We start from the raw sequence: 25,499 nt of genomic DNA, 5'->3' as shown, positions 1-25,499 counted from the left end.
GGGATGCTCCGGTACCCGCGGCCGGATCACTCTTTTCCGGGGGCTGCCGACCGGGGTTGGGGCACCTGCTGCGTCAAAAACTCCAGCGTATCCACCCCATCGGCGTAGTCGGTCAGGGAGGGCTGCTGCGCCTCGCCAAAATCGTAGGTGGGCAGGTCCAGCAGTCCGGGGGGCGCGACCACGAGCTGGATCTCTCCCGCCCGGCGCCCGAGTTCCTCCGTCACGGTTGCCGGATCATCGTACTCGGAGTAGTAAAGCCCGGCGATGTGGCTGGCTATAGCATCGTCGGGACGCACGATGATGGCGCCGTTGTGGCGGAAGGATTCCTTGTTGAGGGTGAGCAGGGCGAAGTTGTAGTCGAAGTTATTCTTCCACTTGGTGTGGTTTTGGTATTCCCGCCAGTCGTGCAGCACCTCCAGCAGCGGGGCGAAGTCGTAGTCGCGCGGCACGTAGATCTTGGACACGTTGCGGCACCCCAACCCGAAATAAGAGAAGATGTCGTCACCGAGGCGGCGGAGTTGCTCTTCGGATTCCTCGCCGCTCAGTACCGCTACGGCATTCCGGTTGCGCCGGATGATGTGGGGGTATTTGCTGAAGTAGGCTTCGAAGTAGCGCGAGCTGTTGTTGCTGCCCGTGGCGATGATGGCGTCGAAGCCGGACAGGTTATTCACGATCTCGAAGTACGGCTCGGCATCGGGCGTGAAGCGGGCCAGGAGCTTCAGCAGGTACGGCAGCACGTAGGGATCCTTGCTGCTGGGCTTGATCTGCGCGCGGTGGCCGGCCACGAAGGTGCTCACGATATCGTGCACGCCGACCAGGGGGATGTTGCCGGCCAGCACCAGTCCTACGGTGGCGTACGGCGGGGACGCAGGTGCGGTGATGGAGTAACCGGCGGCCCACTTTTGCAGCCGGTCGCCGTCGAGAAAGCGGTCGGCAATGGCGCGGAGCGCGCGCTGCTGTTGCTCGAGGGTGAACCAGCCGTTATTGAAGGCCGTGCGCTTCATGAGGGCGGTGAGAAATTCATCCTCCGGTCCGCGGAGGTGGTCGCCCAGGCGGGCGAGGGCTTCGATTCGTTCTTCTAGCTGCATCGGGAATGGTACAATTTGGGTGCTCCCCGGGTTGAGGGCCTACGGCCCGAACGGTGGGGTGTTTGTTGCTCGCGAGAGCAATGGGTAGAGGGCCTCCGGCCCGAGCGTTGAATTCTGCCGCTAGCTTAGCTCGCGTGTGTATCGGGCCGGAGGCCCTCCACCCGGGACGGTAATGGGTAGAGGGCCTCTGGCCCGATGCTTAGTGCTTGCCGCTCGCTTAGCTCGCGTGTGTATCGGGCCGGAGGCCCTTCACCCGGGACGGTAATGAGTAGAGGGCCTCTGGCCCGATGCTTAGTGCTTGCCGCTCGCCTAGCTCGCGTGTGTATCGGGCCGGAGGCCCTCCACCCGGGACGGCAATGGGTAGAGGGCCTCTGGCCCGATGCTTAGTGCTTGCCGCTCGCCTAGCTCGCGTGTTTATCGGGCCGGAGGCCCTCCACCCGGGACGGCAATGGGTAGAGGGCCTCTGGCCCGATGCTTAATGCTTGCCGCTCAATTAGCTCGCGTGTGTATCGGGCCGGAGGCCCTTCACCCGGGACGGCAATGGGTAGAGGGCCTCTGGCCCGATGCTTAGTGCTTGCCGCTCGCTTAGCTCGCGTGTGTATCGGGCCGGAGGCCCTCCACCCGGAACGGTAATGGGTCGAGGGCCTCTGGCCCGATGCTTAGTGCTTGCCGCTCGCCTAGCTCGCGTGTGTATCGGGCCGGAGGCCCTTCACCCGGGACGGCAATGGGTAGAGGGCCTCTAACCCGATGCTTAGTGCTTGCCGCTCGCCTAGCTCGCGTGTTTATCGGGCCGGAGGCCCTCAGCCCGGGGGGGGCTCACGCAGCAGCGCCGCGCTGCGAACGGGGATACCTTTTGGATCGGGATAGTGCTCTACCGCCCGCGCCACGCTATCGACCCGCAGCAACTGCACGGTAGGGTAGGGGGCCCGGTTGGTGGCGTTGGCGGGGTCGTCCGGGGGGGCATCGGCGAAGGTGTAGCGGGGGTGAAAGTGGGCCAGTTGTACCGCCGCGTCGGCCCCGGAGTCGGCGAGGAAATCCTCGATGGCCTCCACGAAGCCCAGGAAGTCGGTGAAGTCATCCAGCCCGGCAGGAAAGATCAGCAGGGCGGTATCCACCCGGGTCGCCGGGGTAGCCAGCAGACCCTGCACCTGCGCGCCCGCCCAGTAAAAGGCATCTTCGGGGTTCGGCTCGCCGCAAGCGAGGAACGCCACCTGGCCCGCCCGCAGGGGCCGCGCCGCGAAGGGGCACAGACCCAGGGCCACGACGAAGTCCGTCACCCACGCCTCCGTAGCGGCTTCGGGGCTCACTGCTCCAGGGTATTGTTGTGCCGGCGGTGACCGACGTAGGTGCGCCAGCGCTCCAGGGCGGCGTGCATATCCTCGGGCAGGTCGCTGTCGAAGTGTACGTATTCGCGGGTGGTGGGGTGCACGAAGCCGATGCTCTTGGCGTGGAGCGCCTGCCGCGGACACAGGGCGAAGCAGCCCTCCACGAAGGACTTGAACTTGCTGTACACCGTGCCCTTCATGATGCGGTCGCCACCGTACTTCTCGTCCTGGAAGACGGGGTTGCCGATGCTCTTCATGTGCACCCGGATCTGGTGGGTGCGGCCGGTTTCCAGTTTGAGCTCCAGGAGGCTGACGTAGTAGAGGTCCTCGAGGGTCCGGTAGTGGGTAATGGCGTGCTTCCCGGCCTCCTCCTCGTCGAATACCGTGTAGATCTGCCGCAAGCGGGGGTGGCGGCCAATGTAGCGGTCGATCGTGCCGTCGGCGGGGTCGGGCGCCCCCCAGACGAGCGCCTGGTAGGTGCGGTCGATGGAGTGGTCGAAGAATTGCTTGGCCAGGAAGCTCATGGCCGCGTCGGTCTTGGCTACCACCAGCAGACCGGAGGTGTCCTTGTCGATGCGGTGGACGAGCCCCACCCGGTCGTCGTCGTTGCCCGGCAGCACGGGGATGTCGTCCTGGGCCCGCAGGTGGTGGGCCAGGGCGTTGACCAGCGTACCGGAGGGGTTGCCGACCCCCGGGTGCACGACCATGCCCGGCGGTTTGTGTACGATGAGGATGGCCTCATCCTCGTAGCGGATGTCGAGGGGAATGTCTTCCGCGAGCAGCCCTTCCTCGCGGTCGCCGTGGCGGGGCAGCAGCACGGTGATGCGTTCGCCCGGGGAGAGCTTGTGGTTCGGCTTTACGGGCCGCCCGTCTACCAGGATGCTGCCGGAGCGGATGCCGTTCTGCACGCGGTTGCGGCTGATGCGGGGCAGCTTGTCGGTAACGAACTTATCGATGCGTACGGGTGACTGCTTGGGGTCGACCAGGATCTCCTGGACGTCGAAAAGGTCCTCGCTGTCGGCTTCGTCTTCCATCCCGCAAAGGTACTCCGGCCGAAGCGGTTCCGATTAATTCCGGCGGCGCGGGAACCGGAACAGTATATTGTGCCCGTCCACGACGTTATCTATGTTCCCGTCCGTTGTGCGGGTACCAACTTACTTAACGGGCCCGCCACGGCCACGCCCCCTACGATATGAAATTAGCCAGCCTAGCTGCACGGGATCCGCAGCTTATGAATTATAACCCGCCCCACCAGGTTCCCCTCGTTGCCGCCTCTAGCTTCGTATTCGATTCCATCGAGCAGGGCATGGATATTTTCGACGGGGTGGAGAAAGGACATATCTACGGCCGGTTCGGCAACCCGACCGTCGACGCCGCCGCCGCCAAGATCGCGGCCCTCGAGAATTACGGCGGCGAAGGCGAGGTGTACGGCCTCTTCTGCGCCAGCGGTATGGCCGCCATCGCTACGGTGCTTACGGGACTCTGCCGCCCGGGCCACGTCATACTCACCCAGGGGGATCTCTACGGCGGCACGAGCGCGCTCATCGACGACCTGGCCCCGCACGGCGTACGCCGGATCACGGCCGACCTGCGCGACAGTGAGCGGCTGGAGGACCGCCTCGCGGAACACTCCGATCTCAGCATCGTCTACGTCGAAACGCCCAGCAACCCCACTCTGCGCTGTACCGACCTGGCCTACCTGGCCGACCTGGTCCATCATTACGGGGCGCGACTCGTGGTCGACAACACCTTCGCCACCCCGATCGGGCAGCAACCCCTGCTGCTCGGGGCCGACGTGGTGCTGCACAGTACCACTAAGTACCTCAACGGCCACGGCACGGGGGTCGCTGGCGCCATCGTGTGCAAGGACAAGCAGTTGATGGACGAGGTGTTCGTACCCAATTACCGGCTCTACGGCGGTACGGGCAACCCCTGGGACGCCTGGCTCGTGCTCAACGGCCTGAAGACCCTGGCCCTGCGCATGGAGCGGCACTCCAGCAACGCCCAGCAGGTCTGCGACTTCCTGCTCCGCCACCCGGAGGTGGTGACCGTCAATTACCCGGGGATCCCCACCCACCCCGACTGCGGCACGATCGACCGGCAGATGAAGCTGCACGGCGGCATGCTGAGCTTTGAACTGAAAGGGGGGCTCGAGGCGGCCAAGGCCTTCATGAACCGGCTGAAGTTCTGCACCCTGACCCCGACCCTCGGTGACGTGGATACGCTCGTCCTGCACCCCGCCACCATGAGTCACCGGTCCATCGACCGCGAAGTGCGGCTGGCCAATGGCATCACGGACGGACTGGTGCGGCTGAGCATCGGGATCGAGGACATCGAGGATATCGTGGACGATATCGACCAGGCCATCGGAGGCGGCAAAAAATAGCTCGGGGTGTGGGGGTTATGCACCAACGGCAGACCCGGCAGCCGCCGTCTACAGGGAAATCCACGCCATGCTGCTTCGCATCCTGCTTGTTCTCGCTTTGCTGGCCCCCTCCTTGTCCTGCTACGCGCAGCAAGGGAGTTGGACGGCCCACCTGGTATATGGCCGGGCTATCGGGGCATCCGCCAACCTGGAGCATACCGCCAGCTACGGGCTTTTGCTCGAGCGGACCGTAGCCTCCACGGGCCGCTGGTCCTTCGCGGCGGGGGCGGGCCTTAGCCGCATGACCACCGACGTAATCGATACCGAAGGTCCCGGCATCCTGAAAATCGTAGACGGGGTGATGCCGCGCGGAAACGTGCGCTTCGCGGCAGACCCACTACTCGCCGGGCTGAGCCTTTCCGCCGGGTACCGGCTGGGCGATTTCCGCCTGCGTGCCGCCCTGCTGCCCGCGTACGTAGTGGCCGGCGGCGTTGCGGTCAGCGCGGAGCAGGAACATGCCGAGTACTTCGCCCGAGAGTACTCCGCCGACTTCGACCGCCGTTTCACGCTGGGCGCGCGGACGGGCATCAGCCGGCGCATCACCGGACCGTGGTCGGCGGGGGTGATGCTGGACGTTGCCGTGGTGGCTCCGCGGGTGAGCTTTACCTACGATTACGTCATTTGTCCGTTGCTGCCGCCATGCTTTACCCGGACGGACGCTGACTACGATACCGCGGCGTTGCGGCGGCCGGTCTTGTCCGTATTGCTCAGTCGTGCTTTCTGAGGCGTTGCCCATTAGGATTGACCGGGTGGCCCGGGGAAGGGAGGGCTACTCCGCGGGGGCGGGCCGAATTCGGCAATTCGGTCCCTCACCAATTCAGTCCTTCCGCCGGTGCCTATCTTCGCCCTCCCAAAGCCACGACCCATGTCCGCCAAAGCCACCTACGACAGCAGCCAGGTAGAAAAGAAATGGTATGCCCACTGGATGGAGCACGACTACTTCCGTAGCGTACCCGACGAGCGGGAGCCCTACACCATCGTGATCCCGCCACCCAACGTGACGGGCGTCCTCCACATGGGGCATATGCTCAACAATACGGTACAGGACATCCTCATCCGCAAGGCCCGCCTCGACGGCAAAAACGCCTGCTGGGTACCCGGTACCGACCACGCCAGCATCGCCACTGAGGCCAAGGTCGTCAAGCGGCTCCGTGAGCAGGGAGTTAAGAAATCGGACATCGGCCGCGAGGAATTTCTCAAGCACGCCTTTGCCTGGAAGGACGAGTTCGGCGGGATTATTCTGCAGCAGCTCCAGTTGCTGGGCGCCAGCTGCGACTGGGAGCGGACCCGCTTTACCATGGAGCCAAAACTTTATGGGGCCGTCATCAAGGTCTTCGTCATGCTCTACAAGCGAGATAAGCTCTACCGCGCCAAGCGCATGACCAACTGGGACCCCGAGGCCCAGACCGTCCTCAGCAACGAGGAGGTCATCCACACCGAAGAAAACGGCAACCTTTACCACGTCCGCTACCGAATGGAGGGCACCGACGACACCTACATTACCATCGCCACCAGTCGCCCGGAGACGATCATGGCCGATACCGCCATTGCCGTGCACCCGGACGACGAGCGCTACACCTCCTTCCACGGCCGCAAGGTGATCGTACCACTGGTGGACCGCGTGGTACCCGTCATCCCCGACGACTACGTCGACCCGGAGTTCGGTACCGGGGCGCTGAAGATCACCCCCGCCCACGACCCCAACGACTACGCCCTCGGCGAGAAGTACGGATTGGAAGTGATCGACACCATCAACGCCGACGGCACGATGAACGAGCGAGCCCAGTTCGCGGTCGGCCTTGATCGCGCCGAGGCCCGGATAGAGATCATCAAGCTGTTGAAGGAGCGCGGCGACCTCGTCAAGATCGAGCAGTACCGCACCAGCGTCGGGCGCAGCGAGCGGACCAACGCCGTCGTGGAGCCCCGCCTCACGCTGCAGTGGTTCATGAAGATGCGCGACACCGCCGCCACCGCCCTGGAAGCCGTGGAATCCGGGGAGGTCACCTTCCACCCCGAGAGCATGGTCAATATGTACCGCTCGTGGCTGAACGAGGAGAACGTCCGCGACTGGTGCGTGAGCCGTCAGCTCTGGTGGGGGCAGCGTATTCCCGCCTGGTACCACGGCGACGAGGTGTACGTGGCCGAAACGGCCGAGGAGGCCTTGGCGGAAGCCCGTCACCATCACCCTGGCCTTACGATGGACGACCTGCTGCAGGATGAGGACGTGCTGGACACCTGGTTCTCCAGCTGGCTCTGGCCGATGTCGGTCTTTGACGGCTTCGGCGAGGACAAGACCGAGCTAGCCTACTACTATCCCACGAACGACCTGGTCACCGGATGGGACATCATGTTCTTCTGGGTGGCGCGCATGATCATGGCCGGCTACGAGTTCAGCGAGGACCTGCTCGGCGAGGAGTTCGTCACCGAGAACGGCCGTCAGCCCTTCCGCGACGTCTACTTCACGGGCATGGTGCGCGACGAGAAGCGTCGCAAGATGTCGAAGTCGCTGGGCAACAGTCCCGATGCCCTCGAGCTCCTGCGTACCTACGGGGCCGATGGCGTCCGCTACGGCATGCTCTCCAGCGCCGCGGCCGGCAACGACATCATCTTCGATGCCCCCCTGCAGGACGGCGAGGTGCTCAACGAGAGCCAGCTTTGCGAGCAGGGCCGCAAGTTCTGCAACAAGATCTTCAACGCCAACCGCCTGATCCAGAGCTTCGAGGTCGCCGACCGCGCGCCCGAACCCGCCGCCGCCCTGGCGACCCGGTGGATCGAGGCCAAGCTCAACGAGACCATCCGCGAAGTGGACCGCCTCATCGCCGAGTACCGCCTCAGCGAGGCCATGGTCACCCTGTACCGCCTCATCTGGAGCGACTTCTGCAGCTGGTACCTCGAGGCTATCAAGCCCGCCGACGGCGTGATCAGCCGGACCTCCTACGACGCCGCCATTTCCGTATTCGAGCGGATGATGACGCTGCTGCACCCCTTCATGCCCTTCATCACCGAGGAGGTCTGGCACCAGCTGCGCGACCGCAAGGAGGGGCAGGACTGCATCGTGAGTACCTGGCCCGTCGCCGGCGAGTACGACCGGCAGCTGCTGCGCGATTTCGACCTGCTGCAGGACACGGTCAGCCACGTGCGCGACCTGCGCAACCAGCGGGGCATCTCGCAGGGCGAAACGCTGCAATTGGCCGTCAAGCGCGGCGCGGATGCCGAGCGACTGCTGGGCGCGGACGCGGGTGCGGTGGGATTCCTGAAAAAGTCAGCCAATCTGGGTTCCGTAGAACTGACCGACGCGGCACCCGGCAACGGCCTTCCCTTCCTTATCGGTACCGACACCGGCTACCTCATCCTGAACGAGGAGGTCGACCTGGCCGCCGAGCGCGCCAAGACCGAGGAGGAACTCACCCGCCTGCGCGGCTTCCTGAAGGGCATCGAGAAAAAGCTGGCCAACGAGCGCTTCGTCGCCAACGCCCCCGAGGCCGTCGTCGAAATGGAGCGCAAGAAGCAGGCCGACGCCCAGGCCAAGATCGCCAACCTCGAAAAGATGCTCTAGTACAACGCTGCCTCCGGCAGCAGAAGTACGCTGCGGTCTCCGACCGCGAAACAACGCCGTCCGCCAGGTGTACCATTTATACATGCTCCAAGACCAACACGGCCGGCAACTCACCTACCTCCGCCTGGCGGTAACCGACCGTTGTAACCTGCGGTGTCGCTACTGCATGCCGGAAGAAGGCATCGACTTCGCCCCGAAGGGAGCCCTGCTGGACTACGACGAGATCCTTTACCTCTGCAGCGTACTCGGCGAGCTCGGCGTCACCAAGGTGCGCCTGACCGGCGGCGAGCCCCTCGTCCGCCGCGACCTACCCGTGCTGGTCCGCGGACTGGCCGATATCTTTCCCCGCTTGGCCATGACCACCAACGGGGTTCTCTTGCCGAAGTACATCGACGAGCTGGAGGCAAGCGGGTTGCGTCACTACAACCTGAGCCTGGACACCCTGCGTCCGGAGCGCTTCCACCGGATCACCCGCCGCGACAATTTCGCCGAGACGCGCCTGGCCCTGGAGGAGATGCTCCACCGGGGGTATCCGGTAAAGATCAACGCGGTAGTGATGCGCGGCGTAAACGACGACGAACTGCTGGATTTCGTTGAGCTTACCCGGGAGAACAGGGTAGGGGTAAGGTTCATTGAGGCCATGCCTTTCAACGATGACGACGGCAACCACGACGTCTTTCTATCCTACGCCGATATGCTGGCCCGGATTCAGGCCGCATACCCCGACCTCGAACGGGTCGGCGACGCGGGCGGTAGCTCCGTCAACTTTCGCGTGCCCGGCTACGCGGGCCACGTCGGTATCATACCCGCCTACAGCCGTAGCCTCTGCGGTTCCTGTGACCGCCTGCGGGTGACGCCTAAGGGGACGATGCTCAACTGCCTGTATTCGACCAAGGGACTAGAGCTGCTCCCGCTACTCCGCGCCGGTATAGGACGGGACGAACTCGCCGAGCTTGTCCAGGCCTTCGTGTGGGGGAAGCACGCCACCGGTCACGATACCGAACGGGCGGAGCAACAGGGAAATATCTTCGCCAGCATGACCAGCATCGGCGGCTAATAAAAACCACTACCATGCCCTTTACCCACCTTGACGATTCGGGTCGGCCGTCCATGGTCGACGTCGGCGACAAGTCCGTCACCAAACGCGTAGCCACCGCGCGGGCTACCGTTGTCCTGGGCGGTGAAATCATGACCGAACTCCGCAAGTCGGGATTCACCACCGGCAAGGGATCGATAGTCCAAACCGCCATCGTAGCCGGTACGATGGCCGTCAAGCAAACCTGGTCCGTCATTCCCCTCTGTCACCCATTGCCCATCAACGGCGTACAGCTCACCGTTGAGGAACTGGACGACACCACCCTGGAAGTACGCTGCACGGTAAAGACCGAAGGCAAGACCGGTGTAGAGATGGAAGCACTACACGGAGCCTCCGTGGCGGCACTGACGGTCTACGACATGTGCAAGGCGATGTCGCACGGCATCACCGTCCGGGAACTGGGCCTAGTCAGCAAGCGGGGGGGTAAAAGCGACTTCGATCATGGCTGAACACAGGTACGCACGACAGACCATTTTGCCCGAGATTGGCGCGGACGGACAGCAAAAACTGGCTAAAGCCAGAGTGGTCATTGTTGGCTGTGGCGGACTCGGTAGCCCCGCCGCTGCCTATCTGGCCGGTGCCGGAATAGGGGCGCTTCGCCTGGTCGACGGTGACCGTCCGGAGACCACTAACCTGCACCGGCAGCCCTTCTACGATGCAGACGCGGACGGAACAAAGGTGCAGCAGTTGGCCCGCCACCTCTCGCGCCTCAATCCGGACGTAAAGGTCTCCACCGTCCCCAAGGCGCTGACTCCGGACAACGCACGCGTCCTCCTTACCGGGGCTACCCTCGTCCTCGACGGCACCGACGACGCCCGCACCAAGCACCTCATCAGCGACGCCTGCGTGAAGCTGGGTATTCCGTTGGTCTACGCAGCGGCCCAGGGCTTCGGCGGCTACGTAGCCCTCTTCGAAAACCGGCCGGGGGGCATCAACCTGCGCGATGTCTATCCTGCACCGGATCCCAGCTTGCCCGACTGCGCCACGGCCGGCGTGCTGCCCACTGCCGTCGGCATCGTGGCGCTGTTGCAGGCCAACGCCGCCCTCTGCTACCTGCTCGGCATTGGCGATCCACCGGTAGACCGGCTACTTACCTACCAGGCACTCGACAACAGTCAGCACCGTGTGAAGCTCAGGAAGACGTACTTCGATCCCATCCCGGCGCCCTGGTCGGCCACCTGTCCCGAGGTTGACCGCGATGCACTTGAAGTTGTCGCGGACACGCTTACGCCACCCGGCTACGATGCGGTCTACAGCATGCTTTCCAACGCACGCGAACCGGAGCTGCCCACAGGTGTACGACGGCTCGACCAGCGGAACCCCCTGGGGCAGTGTCTGCGGGAAATGGAGGACGACAAACGCTATCTCCTTTACTGCAATTCCGGAAAGCTCAGTCTGGTCCTGGCCGCACAGATCAAGAAGGAACGACCTGCGGTGGAGGTAGTGAGCTTGCGGGGTGGGATCAAGGGAGTTGGTATGAACTGAAGTCCGGGTAAAGGAGCTGTTTGTCTGATTCGGGTACAAAACCGGGAATAACCCCTCCTGAGATAGGCTGGACTGGCGCTAATTACCGCGAAACCGGTGAGTTGGGGGGATTTCCGCTTTGTTGAGCACGTCCAGGGTCGTAAACTACCCAAAGTAACCGCGTATTCCTGCTCAGGACATTGCGCACCGTAGGCTACGGGAGGTCCGTGCTCCAATCAATCATAAGGTCTCTATGTGACGAATTACTTGAGGGTCGTGTGCGACAATCCTGTATCAGTTGGAGTAGATCACGGCAGGGGGGGTATTACGCGGTTTCGGTATCGTCCGCCGGTGGTGGCATCGGATCCCCGGGCGGTAGGTTATCGCGTAGGCGGTTCAGCTCCCGGACGCGGGCCGGATCAACCGGCTAGTCTGCGCTCAGTTCGGCCTGCGCCAGGCGAAGGGCCTCGGGGTGAGTCTGCGCGTACTGCCGGGCGGACAGATTGAATCGGGCCTGGGCGAAACCCGACAACTTGGCGGTGGCCAGGTTGCGATCCATCTCAATGATCCGGAAGAACGCGGCCTGCCAGTCCTGGTACTCCTGCAGGTGGCGCAGGGCTTCGTTGATCTTGTAGACGGACGTATAGTTATCGGACATAGCGAATTGAAGTGATCCCACATTGAGTCGGTTGAGGCTCTACCGTCGGTGGGTGTTGTTGGATTGCGCGCGCTCAGTAGACCGGCGCAACGCCGGGATTCGGCCGCGCCGGGATGCTGTCCAGGGTGCTAGCTAGCTCTTTGCGGGCAACCTTCAGCTCGTAGGCCTTCTGCAGGTTCATCCATAGCTCCGCGGACGTACCAAAGTAGCGGCCGAGCCGTAGGGCGGTGTCGGCCGTCACGGCCCGCTTGCCGGCCATGATGGCGGTGATGCGGTTGGGCGGGACCTGAATGGCCCGCGCCAGCTCCGTGGCGGTCATCTCCAAAGCTTCGAGCTCGTCGGTTAAAATTTCTCCGGGGTGAATTGGTGTTCTGCTCATGATTGAGGTGCTTAGTGGTAGTCTACAATTTCTACGTTCTCCGGACCGTCGGACTCCTTCGGCCACTCAAAACAGATGCGCCACTGCAGACTTATGCGGATACTGAACTGCCCCTGCCGGTCCCCCTGCAGGGCTTCGAATCGGTTGCTGCGCAGCGCCGTCAGATCCTGGACGTCCGTGGCCGCGTCCAGTAGCTCCAGGCGGCGCTCGGCCTGCCGGCGGAAGGCCTCAAACTGTTTGACCCGCTCGCCGGCGGTAAACTGCCGAGTCTTTTTATCCCGGTAGCTCTTGATCATGTAACCGCTTTGAGTGCAAATATGCGTTACGTAACGCATATTTTAATGGACTTTCGTCGCCTATGGGAAGATCAATGGATCGAACTTGGTAAGCGGCCGCGCCTGGAAAAGAATGAAGCCACTAGATCAGGCCCTCTTCCACCCGCGCTCGCCAGCGGGGGAACCCGTCCACGAATTCCGATCCAATGGAGTCGTGGCGTACCGTCCAGAAGGGGTAGGGGAAAGTGTGGGTGCGGCGGTAACTGCTGCGGCCTACGGCGTTAAGGTGCTGCACCTCCGCGGTGACCCGTTCCAGGTGATCGGCCAGGGTGCCTTCCACCCGGGGGAAGCTCCAGACGTAGGTGGCGTGACTGTCCAATAGCTCCAGCAGGAAGTGGTGCATCCCCGCGCCGCGGACGAAGAAGAGAAAGCCAAAGCGGGGCGAGAGCACGAACCGCAGCTTCTGCCCCGCCTCCTGCCGGCTGGCTAGGTGCGCCAGCTGAGCGGCGTTGCGAACGTCCCGGGTACGCAGGATTTCCTCCAGCAGTTCCGCGCCCGGCGGCGGCAGCAACATCCGGGCCGGATCGTCCGCGGCGTAGTTGGCCAGCAGTTCCTCCGGCGTAAACAGCCGCCGGTCCGTTTCGTCCGGCCGGAGCAGATCCTGCAGGGAGCGCGCCCGCAGCACCTCGAGGAACCGGTCGTCGATGCGTCCAAGTTGGGCTGAGCGCGCCAAAAGGATTTCGGGTTCGCCGGCGGCGTCGAAGGTCAGCTGCGCGGTGACGTCCACCGTCTTGCGCCGCAACTGGCGGGCGAAAAAGCCGCGGATGGGGTGGAACTCCCGGCGCAGGTACGGATTGGGAATGCGGTAGCGGAGCGCGCCCAGCCATTCCCGGTAGTAGCCCTCCGCGTAGCCGTCGCCGATGGTGAGTTCCGTGATGGGTACCGCAAAGGTGAGGGGGAAGGAACGCGGCGGAGCAGCCTCCGGGTCCGGTCCGGTAGGCGGGCCCTGAAGGGTATCGGTAGCGGGTGGATCTGGCGGATCGGCCGCGGTGATAATTGGAGGATCGGGGACACTCAGGGGCAGTTCGCCGGCGCGGTAGTAGGTGAGCTGGGCGCAGAATTGCTCCCGATCAAGGGGGGCGAAGGTCACCGTCCGCACGGCGGACCGGGCCGGCCGGGTGGGCTGGTACTGCCCGGCGTGGGCGGCGTAGTCGACGATCCGCACGGCCAGGGTTTCGCTGGTCCGGTCGTAGCCGATCATCTCGGCTTCCCAGTAGACCGGCTCACGCGTCCGGAACCGAAAGTTACCGGCGCCGAGATTGGTCGCCGTCCAAGGCAGCGCCAGCTCGTCGGTCAAATAGAGCCGTTCGTTGGTTGGTCGCAGAACGATAGTGGCCACGGTCGGTAAGGTTCGGGGCGCGGGTGAGCGCTAGTCCACCAAAAGGTACGGCGGTTCCGGTATTCCGTTTATCCGTGCTCGGTAGGCTTCCAACCGCAATCATCTGGTATGGTGGGGGAGCCCTCTCAAATCCCCCCTACTTAACATAAAAATCTATGGTCTGCAACTGGCCAAACCTGAGCCAACATAGTATTTGTTAGGTCGAATAGCAATGTATGATTGGGTCGTTCAGGATTGGGGTGGTGATGTATTCAGAACGGCCGCGGGCTCCTGTTCAGCAGACTGTGCATTGTATGCCCCTACAGGCGCCCGCTTACCAGCCAGTGGAGCTGGGACCCGGCGATTGTGGGCCTCATTCTGTTATGGCGTACGTGCAAGCCGACGACCGAGTAAGGTCCCAAGAAAATACGCGCCAAACCCGCCCCCCCCCCGAGCTCCTCGTCTTTTTTACCTACTTCCCACCCAATGCGGATAGATCGGTTCCCGCTTTGAAGCTTCGTCGAGTCGATCCAGCTGTGACGAGCTCAGACTCCATCCCACCGAGTCGATGTTGGCGAGCAGCTGAGCTTCGTTTCTCGCGCCGATGACCACATTAGAAACCGTCGTATTCCGAAGCAGCCAATTGATTGCAACCTGCGGAATTGACCGGTCCGTCTCCCGGCTGATTTCCGTCAATACATCCACGACATCGAGCAGGTATTTTTCTTCGATGGGAGGTGACCCGACATCTCCCCCGGACTTGATTCGGCCTGCTTTGATCTCCATGCCCCGCTTTATCTTGCCCGTCAACCGTCCCCATCCCAGAGGGCTCCATGCCATCAGCCCCATGTGCTGATCTCTCAATAGTGGCATGAGTTCCTGCTCGTAATCGCGCCCGATCAGAGAGTAATATCCCTGGTAAACGACGTACTTTTCAAGGTTCATCCTTTCCGCCGTGGAAAGTGCCTTCATCAATTGCCAGGCAGCAAAGTTGGAGCACCCAATGTACCGCACTTTTCCGCTCCTCACCATATTATCGAGGGTTCTTAGTGTCTCCTCGATAGGGGTGGTTTGGTCGAAGCCGTGCATGATGTACAGATCGATATAGTCCGTATCGAGCCTGGTCAGGCTGCCCTCAAGGGCACGCATCAGATGGTGCCGGGATGAGCCCTTATCATTCGGATGCTCGCCCATCTGAAAAGTTGCCTTCGTCGAAATAATACTCTCGCTTCGGTTACGCTTCAGGGCTTTGCCCAAAATCCGCTCCGAGTCTCCGGTGGAATACACATCCGCCGTATCGAAAAAATTGATGCCCCTTTCCAGGCATATATCGATTAGTCGGGTAGCCTCGTCGACGTCCGTCTGCCCCCAACGCCGGAAAAATTCATTGGTTCCTCCGAAAGTGGCCGTCCCAAAGCTGAGGGCGGGGACGCTTAGTCCCGACTTGCCCAAATTTCTGTATTCCATGCTATATGATTTTTGTAAACTTATTTTCTTGCTTCCTACTCATGACCGCTACCCCAAAGGCAACTGCCGAAAACAGGGCGCTCATCATGGTGATCGAAGCTATTCCCGGGGAAGTGGAAATGAGGATTCCGCCGCCGATCGAGCCTGCGGCAATTCCCACGTTGAAGGCGGAAATATTCAGCACCGAGGCGACGTCTTCCGTTCCGGGTAGGTACTTCTCTGAGAGTTCGATGACGTATAACTGAATTCCGGGAACAATCGCAAATCCGAGGAAGCCCATGCCGGCGACTACCGCAAGTGCCGGGATTTTGTAGGGTAGCAGGAGAAACATCAGGCAGAACGTGACGACTAGCAGGGCCAACAGGTTCGCGATAACTCTTGCGGGCTGATAATTGGCGAGCTTTCCGCCCATCAGGTTCCCGAGCGCGACCGCCACTCCGTAAAGCAGTAGTATGAGGGTGATCTGATCCTCCGTGAACCCCGCCTGCATTTCCAATAGCGGCGACAGGTAGGTGAACGTTCCAAAAAGCGCGGTAAACGAAAGGGCAGTCAAGGCAAAAGCCAGCATCATCGATTTATGCCTTAACACCCTCAACTGGTCGGTAAATTCGATTGCCCTGCCCCGCTTGATGTAGGTGGGCAGCCAACGCTGGTTGGCCACGAGACAGAACAAACCTACGATCGCAATGCTCCCGAAGGTGAACCGCCACCCCACGCGCTGACCGATGTAGGTGCCCAGTGGGACGCCGGTGACCATCGCGACGGTCAGGCCCGTAAACACTATCGAAATAGCCGTAGCCCGCTTCTCCCTGCTTACCATACCGCTGGCAACATTCGCGCCGATACCCACGAAAACGCCGTGGGCGACGCCGGACACTACCCTACAGAATAGCAGTAGACCAAACGTTGTCGCCAGGGCGGCGAGGCCATTCCCCGCCACGAACAGCAACATAATGGCAAACAGTAACTTCTTCCGGTGCATCCGGTTAGTTAAGGCCGCGACGAGTGGCCCGCCAACCGCTACTCCTACGGCGTAGGAGGTGACCAGCCACCCCGTCGAAGCGATACTGGTCGACAAATCTTCGGCAATCGAGGACAGCAATCCGATCATTACAACCTCCGTGGTTCCAATGGCGAAGACGCTTGCCGCGAGAGCCCAGATGGCGGTCGGCATGCCGAGCCATTGCTCCGGTAATGCGATATCAGTTTTCATACAGCAAAGGTCCGGAGGGCCAGCCTGGGCCGACAGGACAATTGTCACTGATCCGCTGTGACCTTTATCACACGCTAGGTATCGGCTTTCGAGAGTCGGCTTAGGGTTTCGCGAGTGACGCCGAGGTAGGAAGCGATCATGGACTTGGGTACTCTCTGGATCAGGCCTGGATAGAGCGTTGTAAGATTATGGTAGCGCTCGTGGGCGTTACTACTCAGAAAACAAAGGATACGCTTCTGTAAGGCGATATACCCGTTCGTTGTCTTTTTGAGAAAGAAGGATTGCATCTTAAAAAGCTCCCTGCTCAATTTCTCCTTGTTTTCCAAGCTGAGTGCCAGCGCTTTGGTGTCCTCGAGGCAGTCCACAATAAGGGTCGATTTGCTTTTGCGGTGGAAAGCCTCCGCATCCGTGATCCACCAGTTTTCCATTCCAAACTGGAGAATGTGATCCTTGCCGTCGAGATCAAGTCTGGACACCCGCATCAGTCCCTCCACCACGAAGTAGTCGAAGTGGGCGTAATCCCCTTCGTGCAGCACGATCTGGTGCTTCTTGAAAGTTTTCGGCCGGAAATGCTCTAGCACAAACACGAACTCGTCATCGCTGAGCTTGACGATTTCTTCTATTTGCCTTCTTAGCGGATGACTCTTCATTTCTATAAGACGTACTGGCCTAAAGTTATACGCCACGAGAACCTGCTTCAAGAATTTCAGGCATTCGTATTTGACATGGGTCGGACAGCGTTGTTGCCAAACTGTAGACCGCTTCAGCATCAAACACCCCCATTCGTGGCTGGTTGCCCTTCCACCTCTCGGTAGGTTTTAATAGACAGTAGTGCTAAGTGAGCGCAACGCGTGAACCCCCGTGTGGTCACTCAAGATTTAGGCCTGTGGGCGAGACGACTGTTGCTCGAGTGCGCAGTTTCGGGAACTGAGAACGGTAATTCGAGGTCGTAGAGGCGTGGGAATCAAGGCGAAAAGTGGGGTCATCCGGTACGGAGGGGAAGGCCTTCAAACCGTCTACTTGGCATTACGAAAGACATGGTCCGCCACCGGCCGTCCGTCTATCTCGCCGCAGATATTCCCGAGGGAAGCACCGAGGTAAAAATCCTTGGGGGCGAGTCTCTCCCCATCGTCAACCAGGACGGATTGATCCGGACCGTGCTGCCGGCGAGTGGCGAAGCGAGGGTCGTGCGGGCGGAGATCCAGGCGGTAAACGGCGTCGTTCAAGCCATCAACGAGGTCATTACGACCGCGGAGCGAGTCGTTCCCCGCTACTTGAACGATTCGACGATCCGTTCGAATACCTTAGCGTGATGATTGCCAAGACCGTCATGGATACCTCCCTGGATTTTTTTACCGATTTGCCCCGGGAGCCGGAGCGGAAGCTCGCTTATCTGTACACGCTGCTGGATCTAGGCGAGGTGGAGGACCTTTCTTACGATACCGCGGAGAAGATTACCCTGAGGGTGATGAAGTGGAAGGGCAACTCCGACGACCTCTTCCTGCACTGGCTGCACTTCATCGGCTATTACGTAAAGGTCAACTACGGCGGGAAGTGGCACCTGAGAAAAAGGGTGCTTACTGAATCATTGACCACGTACTATCCATGCATCATAAATTCGGAGGACCGTCTCTGGAATGTGGGTGACTTCTGCTGGAAAACGTACTACGTTAAGGGAAAACTGGGAGGTATCGGATTCCCATTATTCTATAAACTGCACATCGCTCAGGTGCTCGGACCCTTGAAGGCATCTTATTACTGCGGCGCAGCATTTGAGGCTTTGGAGTAAGGGATATGGCGGTGGGCGGCCGTCCGCCAAGGCCGGCGAGGCGATCTTCTATCCCCGTTTCGACGTTGCCTGACTACTTTTGACCCGCCGGCGCACGAACAGAACCCGGTCCGAATACGCATACCCCTATGGCCACAGGACTTCTCGCATTACTCGACGACGTTTCGGCGCTGGTTAAGGCCAGTGCCGCCAGCCTAGACGACGTACCAGCCCAGGTTTCGAAGACCACGGGAAAGGTGTCAGGCATCGTCATTGACGATACGGCGGTAACGCCCAAGTACGTAGTGGGACTGGATCCCTCCCGGGAGCTGTCCATCATCTGGCAGATCGCCAAGAAATCACTGATTAACAAGGTATTCATCCTGAGTCCGGCGGCACTGTTGCTGGGCTTCTTCGCCCCCTGGGCCATCACGCCGATCCTTATGCTGGGCGGCGCTTACCTGTGTTTCGAGGGTTACGAAAAGGTCCACGGTATGTTCGTCACCCACCACGAGGGGGACACCGACGACCCGGCGGAGGCAAAAGTCGTCACCCCCGAGGAACTTGAGGCGGAACGCGTGAAGAGCGCCGTCCGCACGGACATGATCCTTTCCGCCGAAATCGTCGCCATCACCTATAGCACGGTGGCTGGCCAGGACCTAGTAAACCAGATCGTAGTGATGCTGGCCGTGGCGGTGTTTATCACGCTGGCCGTTTACGGATTCGTGGGGCTCATCGTTAAGGCGGACGACATTGGCGTACACCTAGCTAAGACCGGTAAACAGGAAAGCATCAGGTCACTCGGACGGGGCATCGTGAAGGTAATGCCTAGCTTCCTCAAAATACTGGGCTACGTCGGTACGGCCGCCATGCTGTGGGTGGGAGCCGAGATCATCGCCCACGGTATTCCCTTCCTCGGTCATGCGCTGGACGATATGGTAGAGGCCCTCTCCCATCTCCCAGTGCTGGGCTGGCTCGCCAAGGTGACCGTCTGCGCACTGGGCGGCCTGCTGTTGGGGTTCATCATCGAGAAGATAGTGGTACTGGTGCGCAGGGCGATCTGAGGAAATCTACGGTCCGGGAACGTCAGATCGTGAACGCCAAACGGTAATCCTTCCTACTACCCTGGCATTTACTCAGGTGAATCCATAACACGAAGCAAGAACTCAGATGCTTGACCGTAAGCCCTAAAAAGGGTCCGCACGATGCAGCATGCGGACCCCAGAATGAGTTGTAAAAATCTATAAAGCGAATTGTACAAAGGGGGGGGAGTACCTAGGTTCTTGCCAAGCCACCTTGGATGGGGGTGTTTTTCAACCGATAGGGCTCAAAAAAGGGCTTTAGCACGGCCAGCAGGTCCTCCGGACATTCCTCGGGTATGAAGTGGCCGCAGTCGGGTATGATCGTGCACTGTACATCGGTGGCTACCCGGCGGAGCTGTTCTTCCACCAGCTCGCCACAGGCGAGCGCCCCGGCGAACCCCAGTACCGGCATGGGGAGTTTGGTCTTTTTCCGTGCGTAATTTTGCGGCAGATCGTCGTCGATGGCGCGGTAGTATTCGAAGCTGGCCCGCAGGGCGTTGCGGTCACGCTTCAGCAATTCGATAAAGAAGTTCCGGGCGTATTCCGGCAGGGGGTGGGGGGTGTCGATCTTGGTAAACTGGTAGCCGAAGAAGATCTCTTCCCGCCCTGCGACCATCTCCTCATTGATCCCGCGCGCGCGGCAGAAGTTGTTGTGCCAGAGGAAGTCGCTGATCTTTCGATCATCCGGTATGAGCGGGGGCGAGTCTGCAACTCCGGGGATGATCGCTTCTCCGAGGGCGATACGCAGGATGCGTTGGGGCTGATCGGCCGCCATGGCGTAGCCGACCCACATGCCGCAGTCGTGGCCGACCATGGCAAAGTGCTCGTGGTCTAGGGCGGTCATCAGGGCAAACAGATCGCCGCCCAGGGTGCCGGTATCATAGCCGGTGGCGGGCTTGTCGGAGAGGCCGAGTCCCCGCGGGTCGGGCACGATTAGGGTATAGTGCTTGGCCAGGGGCAGCATCATGTCGCGCCAGGCGTACCAATTCTGCGGCCAGCCGGTCAGCAGCAGCAGGGGAGGGCCCTCGCCCCCGATCACGGCGTGCAGGGATACGTCGCCCACCGGGATGCGGTAACTCTCAAATACATCGAGGAATCCGTTAGGTAGTTCGGGCACCTCGTGGACCGAACCGAAGTCGCGTACAACAGGAAAGGAAAGCGCTTGCATAGCGGGTAATTTGATGATGTCGCAAATTGCAGCAGCTACCCCTATCTTTGTACGTACCTACAAATTTGTACGGTACGTACAAAAAAGTAAGTAATGGATACGCGCAAGGCTAACAGTACCAATGCGGAGAACGAGCGGTGGATGGTCCGGGAGTGCGACTCCGTCTACGCCATCGGTAAGATCGGCGGCCGCTGGAAGATGATCATCCTCTGCCGCCTCAAGCGCCGTATCCTCCGCTTCGGCGAACTGAAGCGCGAAATCGACGGCATCTCCGACCGGATGCTCACTGCCCAGCTCCGCGAACTTGAACGTGATCAACTGGTCGTCCGCACGGTCTACGCTGAGGTTCCCCCGCGGGTCGATTACCGGCTCACGCCGTTAGCCTGTGAGTTGATCCCGCTCTGGGATCAGCTGGCGGCCTGGGGGGGCAGGCACAAGGAAGAATTGAGGGAGGACAAGTAGGGCAGGCCGTGAAGCTGCGTTTCAACGCTACTTAACATCGGTAAATTACGAGCTGGCCTACCTCCACAACCACCGCAGCAAAAGGACTCGCCGGCGGTTAGCGGTGCGGGTGTTGTTTCAACATATCCGGTTGTCCTACTTGCCTGAAAAAACATGCACTGCCCCCCAGACAGTCGGGAAAAATAAAAAGGCGCGGTGAAGCACCGCGCCTTTTTAATTGGCTAATCCTGCAGGGGGATTGTGTCGCTTGCGAACCCAATGACCCTGAGTCACCCTACAGGCTCGCAGGGGGCATGGTTACAAGCAACGTTGCTAGACCGCCTTCTTGTTGATCTCCTGGATGGCCAGATCGTTCAGTTCCTCGTTGAACCTGGATTCCTCATCGAGAATGGCGTCGAGTACTTTTACCATCTTATCGTGTCCGAGGGTCATGGCGTACTTGGTCGCCGTACCGTATCCGGAAATCTCATAGTGCTCACAGCGCTGGGCGTCGGCGATGAGTCCCGCGTCCATAACGGCGGGGGTGGCATCCTCTCCGATCATCTCTACGCATTCCTTCACGAGTCCCTCCATGGCTTTGCACTTCACGCCACCGGGCTTGACGTTGATGTCTTCCAGAAGTTGGCGGACGCGGTCCTGCTGGGACTTGGTCTGATTCAGGTGGTCGGTGAACATCTTTTTGAGCTTGTCGTCCGAAGCGGCCTCGATCATTTTCGGGAGGATCTCGGCGTACTGCCCTTCCGCGGAGTACAGGTCCCGCAATTGATGCTCGAGTAGTTCTTGTAAGTTTTTCATAGTTCTGATGTATTGATTGTCATTTAGTTATAAATGCAACCTCGTGGTAGTGCCCATGTTCGGTTTCGTCCCTCCCCGTGCCCGATTAACCCCAGGCGTGTACCGCTATTTAGCATCAGGTAGCAGGTAGCGTATAGTGCCCGGCTACCTGCTAGCCACTACACGCTAACCACTACCCGCTACCTACGGTCTAGCATTAAGCCAGTGCGTACCGTCCGCCCGAAACTCTCGCTTCCAGATCGGGACGGTCTTCTTTAGTTCATCGATGACGAATTCACATCCCTCGAAAGCGGGTTTGCGGTGCTTGCTGCTGACGGCGACGATGACGGCGGTATCGCCGATGGCCAGGTCGCCCGTCCGGTGGTGGAGGGAGACGGCGTGGAGTCCGAAACGCTCGCGGGCGGCGACGGCGATCTTGCGCATCTCGCGCACGGCCATGGGAGCGTAGGCCTCGAATTCGAGGTGGGTAACGGTCTCACCGAGGTTGAGGTCGCGGATGGTGCCCACGAAGAAACAGAGCCCGCCGCAGGAAGGGTGGGCGACGAACGACTGGCAATCGTCCAGGGAGAGCGGCTCACCGCTGAGCACGACGTCGATGTGTGGATCCCGATCAGCCACCGGCAACGGGGGGAATGATGACGACTTCGTCGCCGGCCTCTACGATATCGGTGTCCTCAGCGTATTCCTCGTTGCGGGCAACGGCGAAGCTGACCAGTTCGCCGAAGGCCGGGTAGTCGCGCAGCAGGCGCTCGCGGAGGGAAGCGACGGTGCCGCCGGCTACGTCGTCCAGGAAAAGGTGGGAGCCCCCGGCGATCTCGCGGGCGACCCCGAAGCAGAGAATCTTCATAGGCGTCAGGTGGGCCAGTTTGTCCATACTAACCTGAGGCCTACCAAAAGGATGAGCGCCGCGGCTACTTTTTGGATGACGTGGGGAGGGAAGCGTTCCAGCGTCAGCCGGGTCCCCAGCCAGCCGCCGACCAGCACCGCCAGCACCAGGACGGCGGTGAGCGAAAGGTCGAGATCGATCCCCACGCTGAACTGACCGGCCAGTCCGGCGGCGGAATTGAGCACGATGAACAGACTCGTGGTCGCCGCGATGGCCCGCGCGTGGGCCCACCGCGTGAGGAACAGGATGGGGGATAGGAAGATGCCCCCGCCGATGCCTAACACCCCGGATACGAACCCGACCACGCCCCCGATACCGACGGCCACCGCACCCGCGGCCGCGCCACCCGCACGAGCCGTGTCCCGCGGAGCCGGTCGGAAAACCATAAGTATCCCCGCCAGCAGCAGCAGGCCGCCAAGCAACAGAAGGTACTGCTCGCGGGGAAGTGCCTGTCGCCCCCCCAGGAAGGCGGCCGGCATGCTAGCGGCAACCAGGGGCAGGGCGCGCCGCCAGGGCGTGACACCCGCCCGGGCGAAGGCGTAACTCCCCCCACCGGTCACGACGAGGTTGCAAATCAGCGCTATGGGCCGGATGATCCCCGCCGGCAGGCCCGCCAGCGCCAGTACCGCCAGGTAGCTGCTGCCGCCCCCGAATCCGGCGGAGGCGTAGAGCAGGGCGACAACGAAGAAGGCCATGAACAGCCAGAGGGTTTCCAAGGCGGAAAGTTAGCGCGCAAACCCCAACAAAGCACGGGGCGGCGGAACCCCGCACCCCCCGCGCGACATCCACCACCATGACCCTACGCGAACGCGCCCTGACCATCGACGAGATCCTCTGCCGCGAATACGGCGCGCCCTTCGAGCCCTTCGGCTACCGCGATCCGGTGAGCGAATTGGTGGGCAGCCTGCTGTCCCACCGGACGAAGAACCCCGTGACCCGCAGCGCCTTCCTGAAGCTGACCGAGACGCTACCCACCTGGGAGGAAGTGATCGACGCCCCGACGGAGCAGGTACAGTCGGCCATCGCGGCGGTCACCTACCCGGAGGTGAAGGCCCCCCGCATCCAGGAGGCCCTGCGGCAGGTGCGCGAGCGACGGGGCGGCAAGCTGGACCTGGAATTCCTGGCCGACCTGTCCGTGCGGGAAGCCCGCGACTGGCTGGAAGAGATCCCCGGGGTGGGAGCAAAGACGAGCGCCGCCGTGCTGAGCTTCAGTCGCCTGCGTATGCCGGCCCTCGTGGTCGATACCCACCACCAGCGCGTGGCGCAGCGCAGCGGTATCGTGCCGCCGAAGGCGAGCATCGAGAAAGCCTCACAGATCCTTCAGGCGTACCTGCCGGAGGAGTGGGACGGACTGCGCGTCTACGACTCCCACCAGGGATTCATGCGCCACGGGCAGCGGGTGTGCTTCTACCGCCATCCGGCCTGCGACCGCTGCGTGATCCGGGAGCTTTGTGACTTTCCGCAGAAGACGTAGCCCGCAGGGATGTACTACCTTTGCGCGCTTAACTTATCGCCCCCATGATCGAACGCCAGGAAATAAGGACTTTGCTACAGGACCCACCCGTGGGTGAGGAAGTTACCGTAATGGGGTGGGTACGCGCCTGGCGCGGCAACCGCTTCATGGTCCTCAACGACGGCAGCGGCCCCGAAACCCTGCAGGTGGTCGTCAACGGCGATACGTTCGACGAGGAGACCGTCCGTGCCATCGGCTTCCACGCCTGCGTGGGCGTGACCGGCACCCTCGCCGAGAGCCAGGGCAGCGGGCAGGCGGTGGAGGTGATCGCGGAGCGTATCGAGATCTTCGGCGCCAACGACCTCAGCCAGTACCCGCTGCAGCCCAAGAAGCAGTCGATGGAGTTCCTGCGCGATAACGGACAGTTCCGGATGCGGACCAGCACCTTCAGTTCGGTCTTCCGCGTACGGCACGGCATCGCCTACGCCGTCAACAAGTACTTCCACGACCGGGGCTACTACTATCTGCATACGCCCATCATCACCGGCAACGATGCCGAGGGGGCGGGGGAGATGTTCCGCGTGTCGGTCTTCGATCCCGAGCAGCCGCCGCGCAACGAGGAAGGGGCCATCGACTACCGGCAGGACTTCTTCGGCAAGGCCACGAACCTCACCGTGAGCGGCCAGCTGCAGGCCGAGATCGGCGCCCTGGCCCTGGGCAAGGTGTACACCTTCGGCCCCACCTTCCGCGCCGAGAACAGCAACACCAGCCGCCACCTGGCCGAGTTCTGGATGATCGAGCCGGAGATCGCCTTCGCCGACATCGAGAACGACATGGACCTGGCCGAGGACTTTGTCAAGTACCTCATCAACTACTGCCTGGAGCACTACCGCGGCGACCTGGAATTCCTCGATGCGCGCATCAAGGACGCCGAGAAGAACATGAAGGCTGCCGACCGTCGCCCCATGGGCCTGATCGAGATGCTGGAGTTCGTGGTGCAGAACGACTTCGCCCGCGTAACCTACACCGAGGCGCTGGACATCCTCATGCGCTCCAAGACCTACAAGAAGGGGAAGTTCGAGTTTCCGCTCGAGTGGGGCACCGATCTGCAGGCCGAGCACGAGCGCTACCTGGTCGAGAAGCACTTCGAAAAACCCGTCATCGTACGCGACTACCCCAAGGACATCAAGGCCTTCTACATGCGGCAGAACGACGACGGCAAGACCGTCGCCGCCATGGACGTCCTCTTCCCCTACATCGGCGAAGTGATTGGCGGCAGCCAGCGCGAAGAACGCGAAGACAAGCTCCGGCAGCGCATGCAGGAAATGGGCATCCACGCCGAGGAACTCGACTGGTACCTCCAGCTGCGCACCTTCGGCGGTTGTCCCCACGCCGGCTTCGGCCTTGGCTTCGAGCGTATCGTACAGTTCATCACGGGGATGGGGAATATCCGGGACGTGATTCCGTTTCCCCGGGCTCCGAGGTTGGCCCAATTTTAATCACTGAATTACTGAATTACTGAGTTGCTGCGTTGCGCGCAGGACATGCGCGCAACGCAGTA

General features: G+C 61.4%; 27 protein-coding genes. 12 read left to right on the top strand and 15 right to left on the bottom strand.

From position 1 onward, the window contains the following. Positions 1-26 precede the first annotated feature (26 nt). The 3 genes from DQG19_RS03150 to DQG19_RS03140 form a co-directional block, all read right to left on the bottom strand. Positions 27-1,088, bottom strand: a complete 1,062-nt coding sequence (locus tag DQG19_RS03150) for an acyl-CoA reductase (RefSeq protein WP_116124747.1) — start codon at positions 1,086-1,088, stop codon at positions 27-29. An 800-nt stretch (positions 1,089-1,888) separates the two neighbouring features. Beyond that, positions 1,889-2,395, bottom strand: coding sequence for a DUF1415 family protein (locus DQG19_RS03145; protein WP_157974284.1), 507 nt, complete (start codon positions 2,393-2,395; stop codon positions 1,889-1,891). Beyond that, a complete protein-coding gene (locus DQG19_RS03140; RefSeq protein WP_116124745.1) occupies positions 2,392-3,447 on the bottom strand; it encodes an RluA family pseudouridine synthase in 1,056 nt (351 codons plus the stop codon). The genes DQG19_RS03145 and DQG19_RS03140 overlap by 4 nt, the downstream gene beginning before the upstream one ends. A gap of 197 nt (positions 3,448-3,644) precedes the next feature. On the opposite strand from DQG19_RS03140, the gene DQG19_RS03135 reads away from it, so the two are divergent. The 6 genes from DQG19_RS03135 to DQG19_RS03110 all read left to right on the top strand — a co-directional run bounded on the left by DQG19_RS03135 (position 3,645) and on the right by DQG19_RS03110 (position 10,975). Then, complete coding sequence (locus DQG19_RS03135) at positions 3,645-4,799, top strand: trans-sulfuration enzyme family protein (RefSeq protein ID WP_232826431.1); 1,155 nt, start codon at positions 3,645-3,647, stop codon at positions 4,797-4,799. 67 nt (positions 4,800-4,866) lie between these two features. Then, the gene (locus DQG19_RS03130; protein WP_116124743.1) at positions 4,867-5,562 is read left to right on the top strand and encodes a hypothetical protein; all 696 of its coding nucleotides are present in this window, start codon (positions 4,867-4,869) and stop codon (positions 5,560-5,562) included. Positions 5,563-5,703: 141 nt separating this feature from the next. Beyond that, complete coding sequence (locus DQG19_RS03125) at positions 5,704-8,394, top strand: valine--tRNA ligase (protein WP_116124742.1); 2,691 nt, start codon at positions 5,704-5,706, stop codon at positions 8,392-8,394. An 82-nt stretch (positions 8,395-8,476) separates the two neighbouring features. After that, positions 8,477-9,451 carry a GTP 3',8-cyclase MoaA gene (gene moaA / locus DQG19_RS03120; RefSeq protein WP_116124741.1) on the top strand — a complete coding sequence of 325 codons (975 nt, stop codon included), beginning with the start codon at positions 8,477-8,479 and terminating at the stop codon, positions 9,449-9,451. A gap of 14 nt (positions 9,452-9,465) precedes the next feature. After that, a complete protein-coding gene (gene moaC, locus DQG19_RS03115; RefSeq protein ID WP_116124740.1) occupies positions 9,466-9,939 on the top strand; it encodes a cyclic pyranopterin monophosphate synthase MoaC in 474 nt (157 codons plus the stop codon). Next, positions 9,932-10,975 carry a HesA/MoeB/ThiF family protein gene (locus DQG19_RS03110; protein ID WP_116124739.1) on the top strand — a complete coding sequence of 348 codons (1,044 nt, stop codon included), beginning with the start codon at positions 9,932-9,934 and terminating at the stop codon, positions 10,973-10,975. Before moaC ends, DQG19_RS03110 begins: the two co-directional genes overlap by 8 nt. Before the next feature lie 406 nt (positions 10,976-11,381). Here the strand turns inward: DQG19_RS03110 and DQG19_RS03105 are convergent, their stop codons facing one another. From DQG19_RS03105 to DQG19_RS03075, 7 genes are all read right to left on the bottom strand, one after another. Further along, positions 11,382-11,612, bottom strand: coding sequence for a hypothetical protein (locus DQG19_RS03105; RefSeq protein WP_116124738.1), 231 nt, complete (start codon positions 11,610-11,612; stop codon positions 11,382-11,384). 73 nt (positions 11,613-11,685) lie between these two features. Beyond that, a complete protein-coding gene (locus DQG19_RS03100) occupies positions 11,686-11,991 on the bottom strand; it encodes a HigA family addiction module antitoxin (protein WP_116124737.1) in 306 nt (101 codons plus the stop codon). A gap of 11 nt (positions 11,992-12,002) precedes the next feature. Continuing rightward, complete coding sequence (locus DQG19_RS03095; protein WP_116124736.1) at positions 12,003-12,287, bottom strand: type II toxin-antitoxin system RelE/ParE family toxin; 285 nt, start codon at positions 12,285-12,287, stop codon at positions 12,003-12,005. Between the two features lie 121 nt (positions 12,288-12,408). Next, entirely contained in the window at positions 12,409-13,665 is a 1,257-nt protein-coding gene (locus DQG19_RS03090; RefSeq protein ID WP_116124735.1) for a hypothetical protein, read from the bottom strand. Between the two features lie 447 nt (positions 13,666-14,112). Continuing rightward, positions 14,113-15,111: an aldo/keto reductase gene (locus DQG19_RS03085; protein WP_116124734.1), complete on the bottom strand. Its 999-nt coding sequence runs from the start codon at positions 15,109-15,111 to the stop codon at positions 14,113-14,115. Between the two features lies 1 nt (position 15,112). Beyond that, the gene (locus DQG19_RS03080) at positions 15,113-16,324 is read right to left on the bottom strand and encodes an MFS transporter (RefSeq protein WP_116125186.1); all 1,212 of its coding nucleotides are present in this window, start codon (positions 16,322-16,324) and stop codon (positions 15,113-15,115) included. A gap of 74 nt (positions 16,325-16,398) precedes the next feature. Continuing rightward, the gene (locus DQG19_RS03075) at positions 16,399-16,974 is read right to left on the bottom strand and encodes a Crp/Fnr family transcriptional regulator (protein WP_116124733.1); all 576 of its coding nucleotides are present in this window, start codon (positions 16,972-16,974) and stop codon (positions 16,399-16,401) included. 387 nt (positions 16,975-17,361) lie between these two features. On the opposite strand from DQG19_RS03075, the gene DQG19_RS03070 reads away from it, so the two are divergent. From DQG19_RS03070 to DQG19_RS03060, 3 genes are all read left to right on the top strand, one after another. Continuing rightward, entirely contained in the window at positions 17,362-17,637 is a 276-nt protein-coding gene (locus tag DQG19_RS03070) for a hypothetical protein (RefSeq protein WP_116124732.1), read from the top strand. After that, positions 17,637-18,113: a hypothetical protein gene (locus DQG19_RS03065; protein WP_116124731.1), complete on the top strand. Its 477-nt coding sequence runs from the start codon at positions 17,637-17,639 to the stop codon at positions 18,111-18,113. The genes DQG19_RS03070 and DQG19_RS03065 overlap by 1 nt, the downstream gene beginning before the upstream one ends. A gap of 128 nt (positions 18,114-18,241) precedes the next feature. Further along, positions 18,242-19,156: a DUF808 domain-containing protein gene (locus DQG19_RS03060; RefSeq protein WP_116124730.1), complete on the top strand. Its 915-nt coding sequence runs from the start codon at positions 18,242-18,244 to the stop codon at positions 19,154-19,156. 211 nt (positions 19,157-19,367) lie between these two features. On the opposite strand, the gene DQG19_RS03055 is transcribed toward DQG19_RS03060, so the two are convergent. Then, positions 19,368-20,342 carry an alpha/beta fold hydrolase gene (locus DQG19_RS03055; protein WP_116124729.1) on the bottom strand — a complete coding sequence of 325 codons (975 nt, stop codon included), beginning with the start codon at positions 20,340-20,342 and terminating at the stop codon, positions 19,368-19,370. A gap of 93 nt (positions 20,343-20,435) precedes the next feature. Here DQG19_RS03055 and DQG19_RS03050 point away from each other — a divergent pair, with 93 nt between their 5' ends. Next, complete coding sequence (locus DQG19_RS03050) at positions 20,436-20,804, top strand: winged helix-turn-helix transcriptional regulator (RefSeq protein WP_116124728.1); 369 nt, start codon at positions 20,436-20,438, stop codon at positions 20,802-20,804. Between the two features lie 312 nt (positions 20,805-21,116). Here DQG19_RS03050 and DQG19_RS03045 read toward each other — a convergent pair whose 3' ends face one another. From DQG19_RS03045 to DQG19_RS03030, 4 genes are all read right to left on the bottom strand, one after another. Beyond that, on the bottom strand, positions 21,117-21,599 hold the full coding sequence (locus DQG19_RS03045; RefSeq protein WP_116124727.1) for a ferritin-like domain-containing protein: 483 nt from the start codon (positions 21,597-21,599) through the stop codon (positions 21,117-21,119). 183 nt (positions 21,600-21,782) lie between these two features. Next, positions 21,783-22,217: a molybdenum cofactor biosynthesis protein MoaE gene (locus DQG19_RS03040; protein ID WP_232826430.1), complete on the bottom strand. Its 435-nt coding sequence runs from the start codon at positions 22,215-22,217 to the stop codon at positions 21,783-21,785. Then, positions 22,210-22,446 (bottom strand): MoaD/ThiS family protein, encoded by a 237-nt coding sequence (locus tag DQG19_RS03035; protein ID WP_116125184.1) that lies wholly within the window; start codon positions 22,444-22,446, stop codon positions 22,210-22,212. The genes DQG19_RS03040 and DQG19_RS03035 overlap by 8 nt, the downstream gene beginning before the upstream one ends. Positions 22,447-22,451: 5 nt before the next feature. After that, complete coding sequence (locus tag DQG19_RS03030; protein WP_198661638.1) at positions 22,452-23,201, bottom strand: sulfite exporter TauE/SafE family protein; 750 nt, start codon at positions 23,199-23,201, stop codon at positions 22,452-22,454. 77 nt (positions 23,202-23,278) lie between these two features. Here DQG19_RS03030 and DQG19_RS03025 point away from each other — a divergent pair, with 77 nt between their 5' ends. Beyond that, a complete protein-coding gene (locus DQG19_RS03025) occupies positions 23,279-23,959 on the top strand; it encodes an endonuclease III domain-containing protein (protein WP_116124726.1) in 681 nt (226 codons plus the stop codon). 44 nt (positions 23,960-24,003) lie between these two features. Further along, on the top strand, positions 24,004-25,437 hold the full coding sequence (gene asnS / locus DQG19_RS03020; protein ID WP_317127876.1) for an asparagine--tRNA ligase: 1,434 nt from the start codon (positions 24,004-24,006) through the stop codon (positions 25,435-25,437). The last annotated feature ends 62 nt before the right edge of the window (positions 25,438-25,499 follow it).

It is taken from the genome of Lewinella sp. IMCC34183 (assembly GCF_003390915.1).
Taxonomy (GTDB): Bacteria; Bacteroidota; Bacteroidia; order Chitinophagales; family Saprospiraceae; genus Neolewinella.
The sequence above is the reverse complement of the archived record's forward strand: the minus strand, read 5'-3'. Positions and strand labels throughout refer to the sequence as shown.

Excerpts from the sequence above, each read along its gene's own strand:
- DQG19_RS03150 (WP_116124747.1), bottom strand. The coding sequence starts at position 1,088 with ATGCAGCTAGAAGAACGAATCGAAGCCCTCGCCCGCCTGGGCGACCAC.
- DQG19_RS03140 (WP_116124745.1), bottom strand. The coding sequence starts at position 3,447 with ATGGAAGACGAAGCCGACAGCGAGGACCTTTTCGACGTCCAGGAGATC.
- DQG19_RS03135 (WP_232826431.1), top strand. The coding sequence starts at position 3,645 with ATGAATTATAACCCGCCCCACCAGGTTCCCCTCGTTGCCGCCTCTAGC.
- DQG19_RS03130 (WP_116124743.1), top strand. The coding sequence starts at position 4,867 with ATGCTGCTTCGCATCCTGCTTGTTCTCGCTTTGCTGGCCCCCTCCTTG.
- DQG19_RS03125 (WP_116124742.1), top strand. The coding sequence starts at position 5,704 with ATGTCCGCCAAAGCCACCTACGACAGCAGCCAGGTAGAAAAGAAATGG.
- moaA (WP_116124741.1), top strand. The coding sequence starts at position 8,477 with ATGCTCCAAGACCAACACGGCCGGCAACTCACCTACCTCCGCCTGGCG.
- moaC (WP_116124740.1), top strand. The coding sequence starts at position 9,466 with ATGCCCTTTACCCACCTTGACGATTCGGGTCGGCCGTCCATGGTCGAC.
- DQG19_RS03110 (WP_116124739.1), top strand. The coding sequence starts at position 9,932 with ATGGCTGAACACAGGTACGCACGACAGACCATTTTGCCCGAGATTGGC.
- DQG19_RS03105 (WP_116124738.1), bottom strand. The coding sequence starts at position 11,612 with ATGTCCGATAACTATACGTCCGTCTACAAGATCAACGAAGCCCTGCGC.
- DQG19_RS03100 (WP_116124737.1), bottom strand. The coding sequence starts at position 11,991 with ATGAGCAGAACACCAATTCACCCCGGAGAAATTTTAACCGACGAGCTC.
- DQG19_RS03095 (WP_116124736.1), bottom strand. The coding sequence starts at position 12,287 with ATGATCAAGAGCTACCGGGATAAAAAGACTCGGCAGTTTACCGCCGGC.
- DQG19_RS03085 (WP_116124734.1), bottom strand. The coding sequence starts at position 15,111 with ATGGAATACAGAAATTTGGGCAAGTCGGGACTAAGCGTCCCCGCCCTC.
- DQG19_RS03080 (WP_116125186.1), bottom strand. The coding sequence starts at position 16,324 with ATGAAAACTGATATCGCATTACCGGAGCAATGGCTCGGCATGCCGACC.
- DQG19_RS03075 (WP_116124733.1), bottom strand. The coding sequence starts at position 16,974 with ATGAAGAGTCATCCGCTAAGAAGGCAAATAGAAGAAATCGTCAAGCTC.
- DQG19_RS03070 (WP_116124732.1), top strand. The coding sequence starts at position 17,362 with ATGGTCCGCCACCGGCCGTCCGTCTATCTCGCCGCAGATATTCCCGAG.
- DQG19_RS03065 (WP_116124731.1), top strand. The coding sequence starts at position 17,637 with ATGATTGCCAAGACCGTCATGGATACCTCCCTGGATTTTTTTACCGAT.
- DQG19_RS03060 (WP_116124730.1), top strand. The coding sequence starts at position 18,242 with ATGGCCACAGGACTTCTCGCATTACTCGACGACGTTTCGGCGCTGGTT.
- DQG19_RS03055 (WP_116124729.1), bottom strand. The coding sequence starts at position 20,342 with ATGCAAGCGCTTTCCTTTCCTGTTGTACGCGACTTCGGTTCGGTCCAC.
- DQG19_RS03050 (WP_116124728.1), top strand. The coding sequence starts at position 20,436 with ATGGATACGCGCAAGGCTAACAGTACCAATGCGGAGAACGAGCGGTGG.
- DQG19_RS03045 (WP_116124727.1), bottom strand. The coding sequence starts at position 21,599 with ATGAAAAACTTACAAGAACTACTCGAGCATCAATTGCGGGACCTGTAC.
- DQG19_RS03035 (WP_116125184.1), bottom strand. The coding sequence starts at position 22,446 with ATGAAGATTCTCTGCTTCGGGGTCGCCCGCGAGATCGCCGGGGGCTCC.
- DQG19_RS03025 (WP_116124726.1), top strand. The coding sequence starts at position 23,279 with ATGACCCTACGCGAACGCGCCCTGACCATCGACGAGATCCTCTGCCGC.
- asnS (WP_317127876.1), top strand. The coding sequence starts at position 24,004 with ATGATCGAACGCCAGGAAATAAGGACTTTGCTACAGGACCCACCCGTG.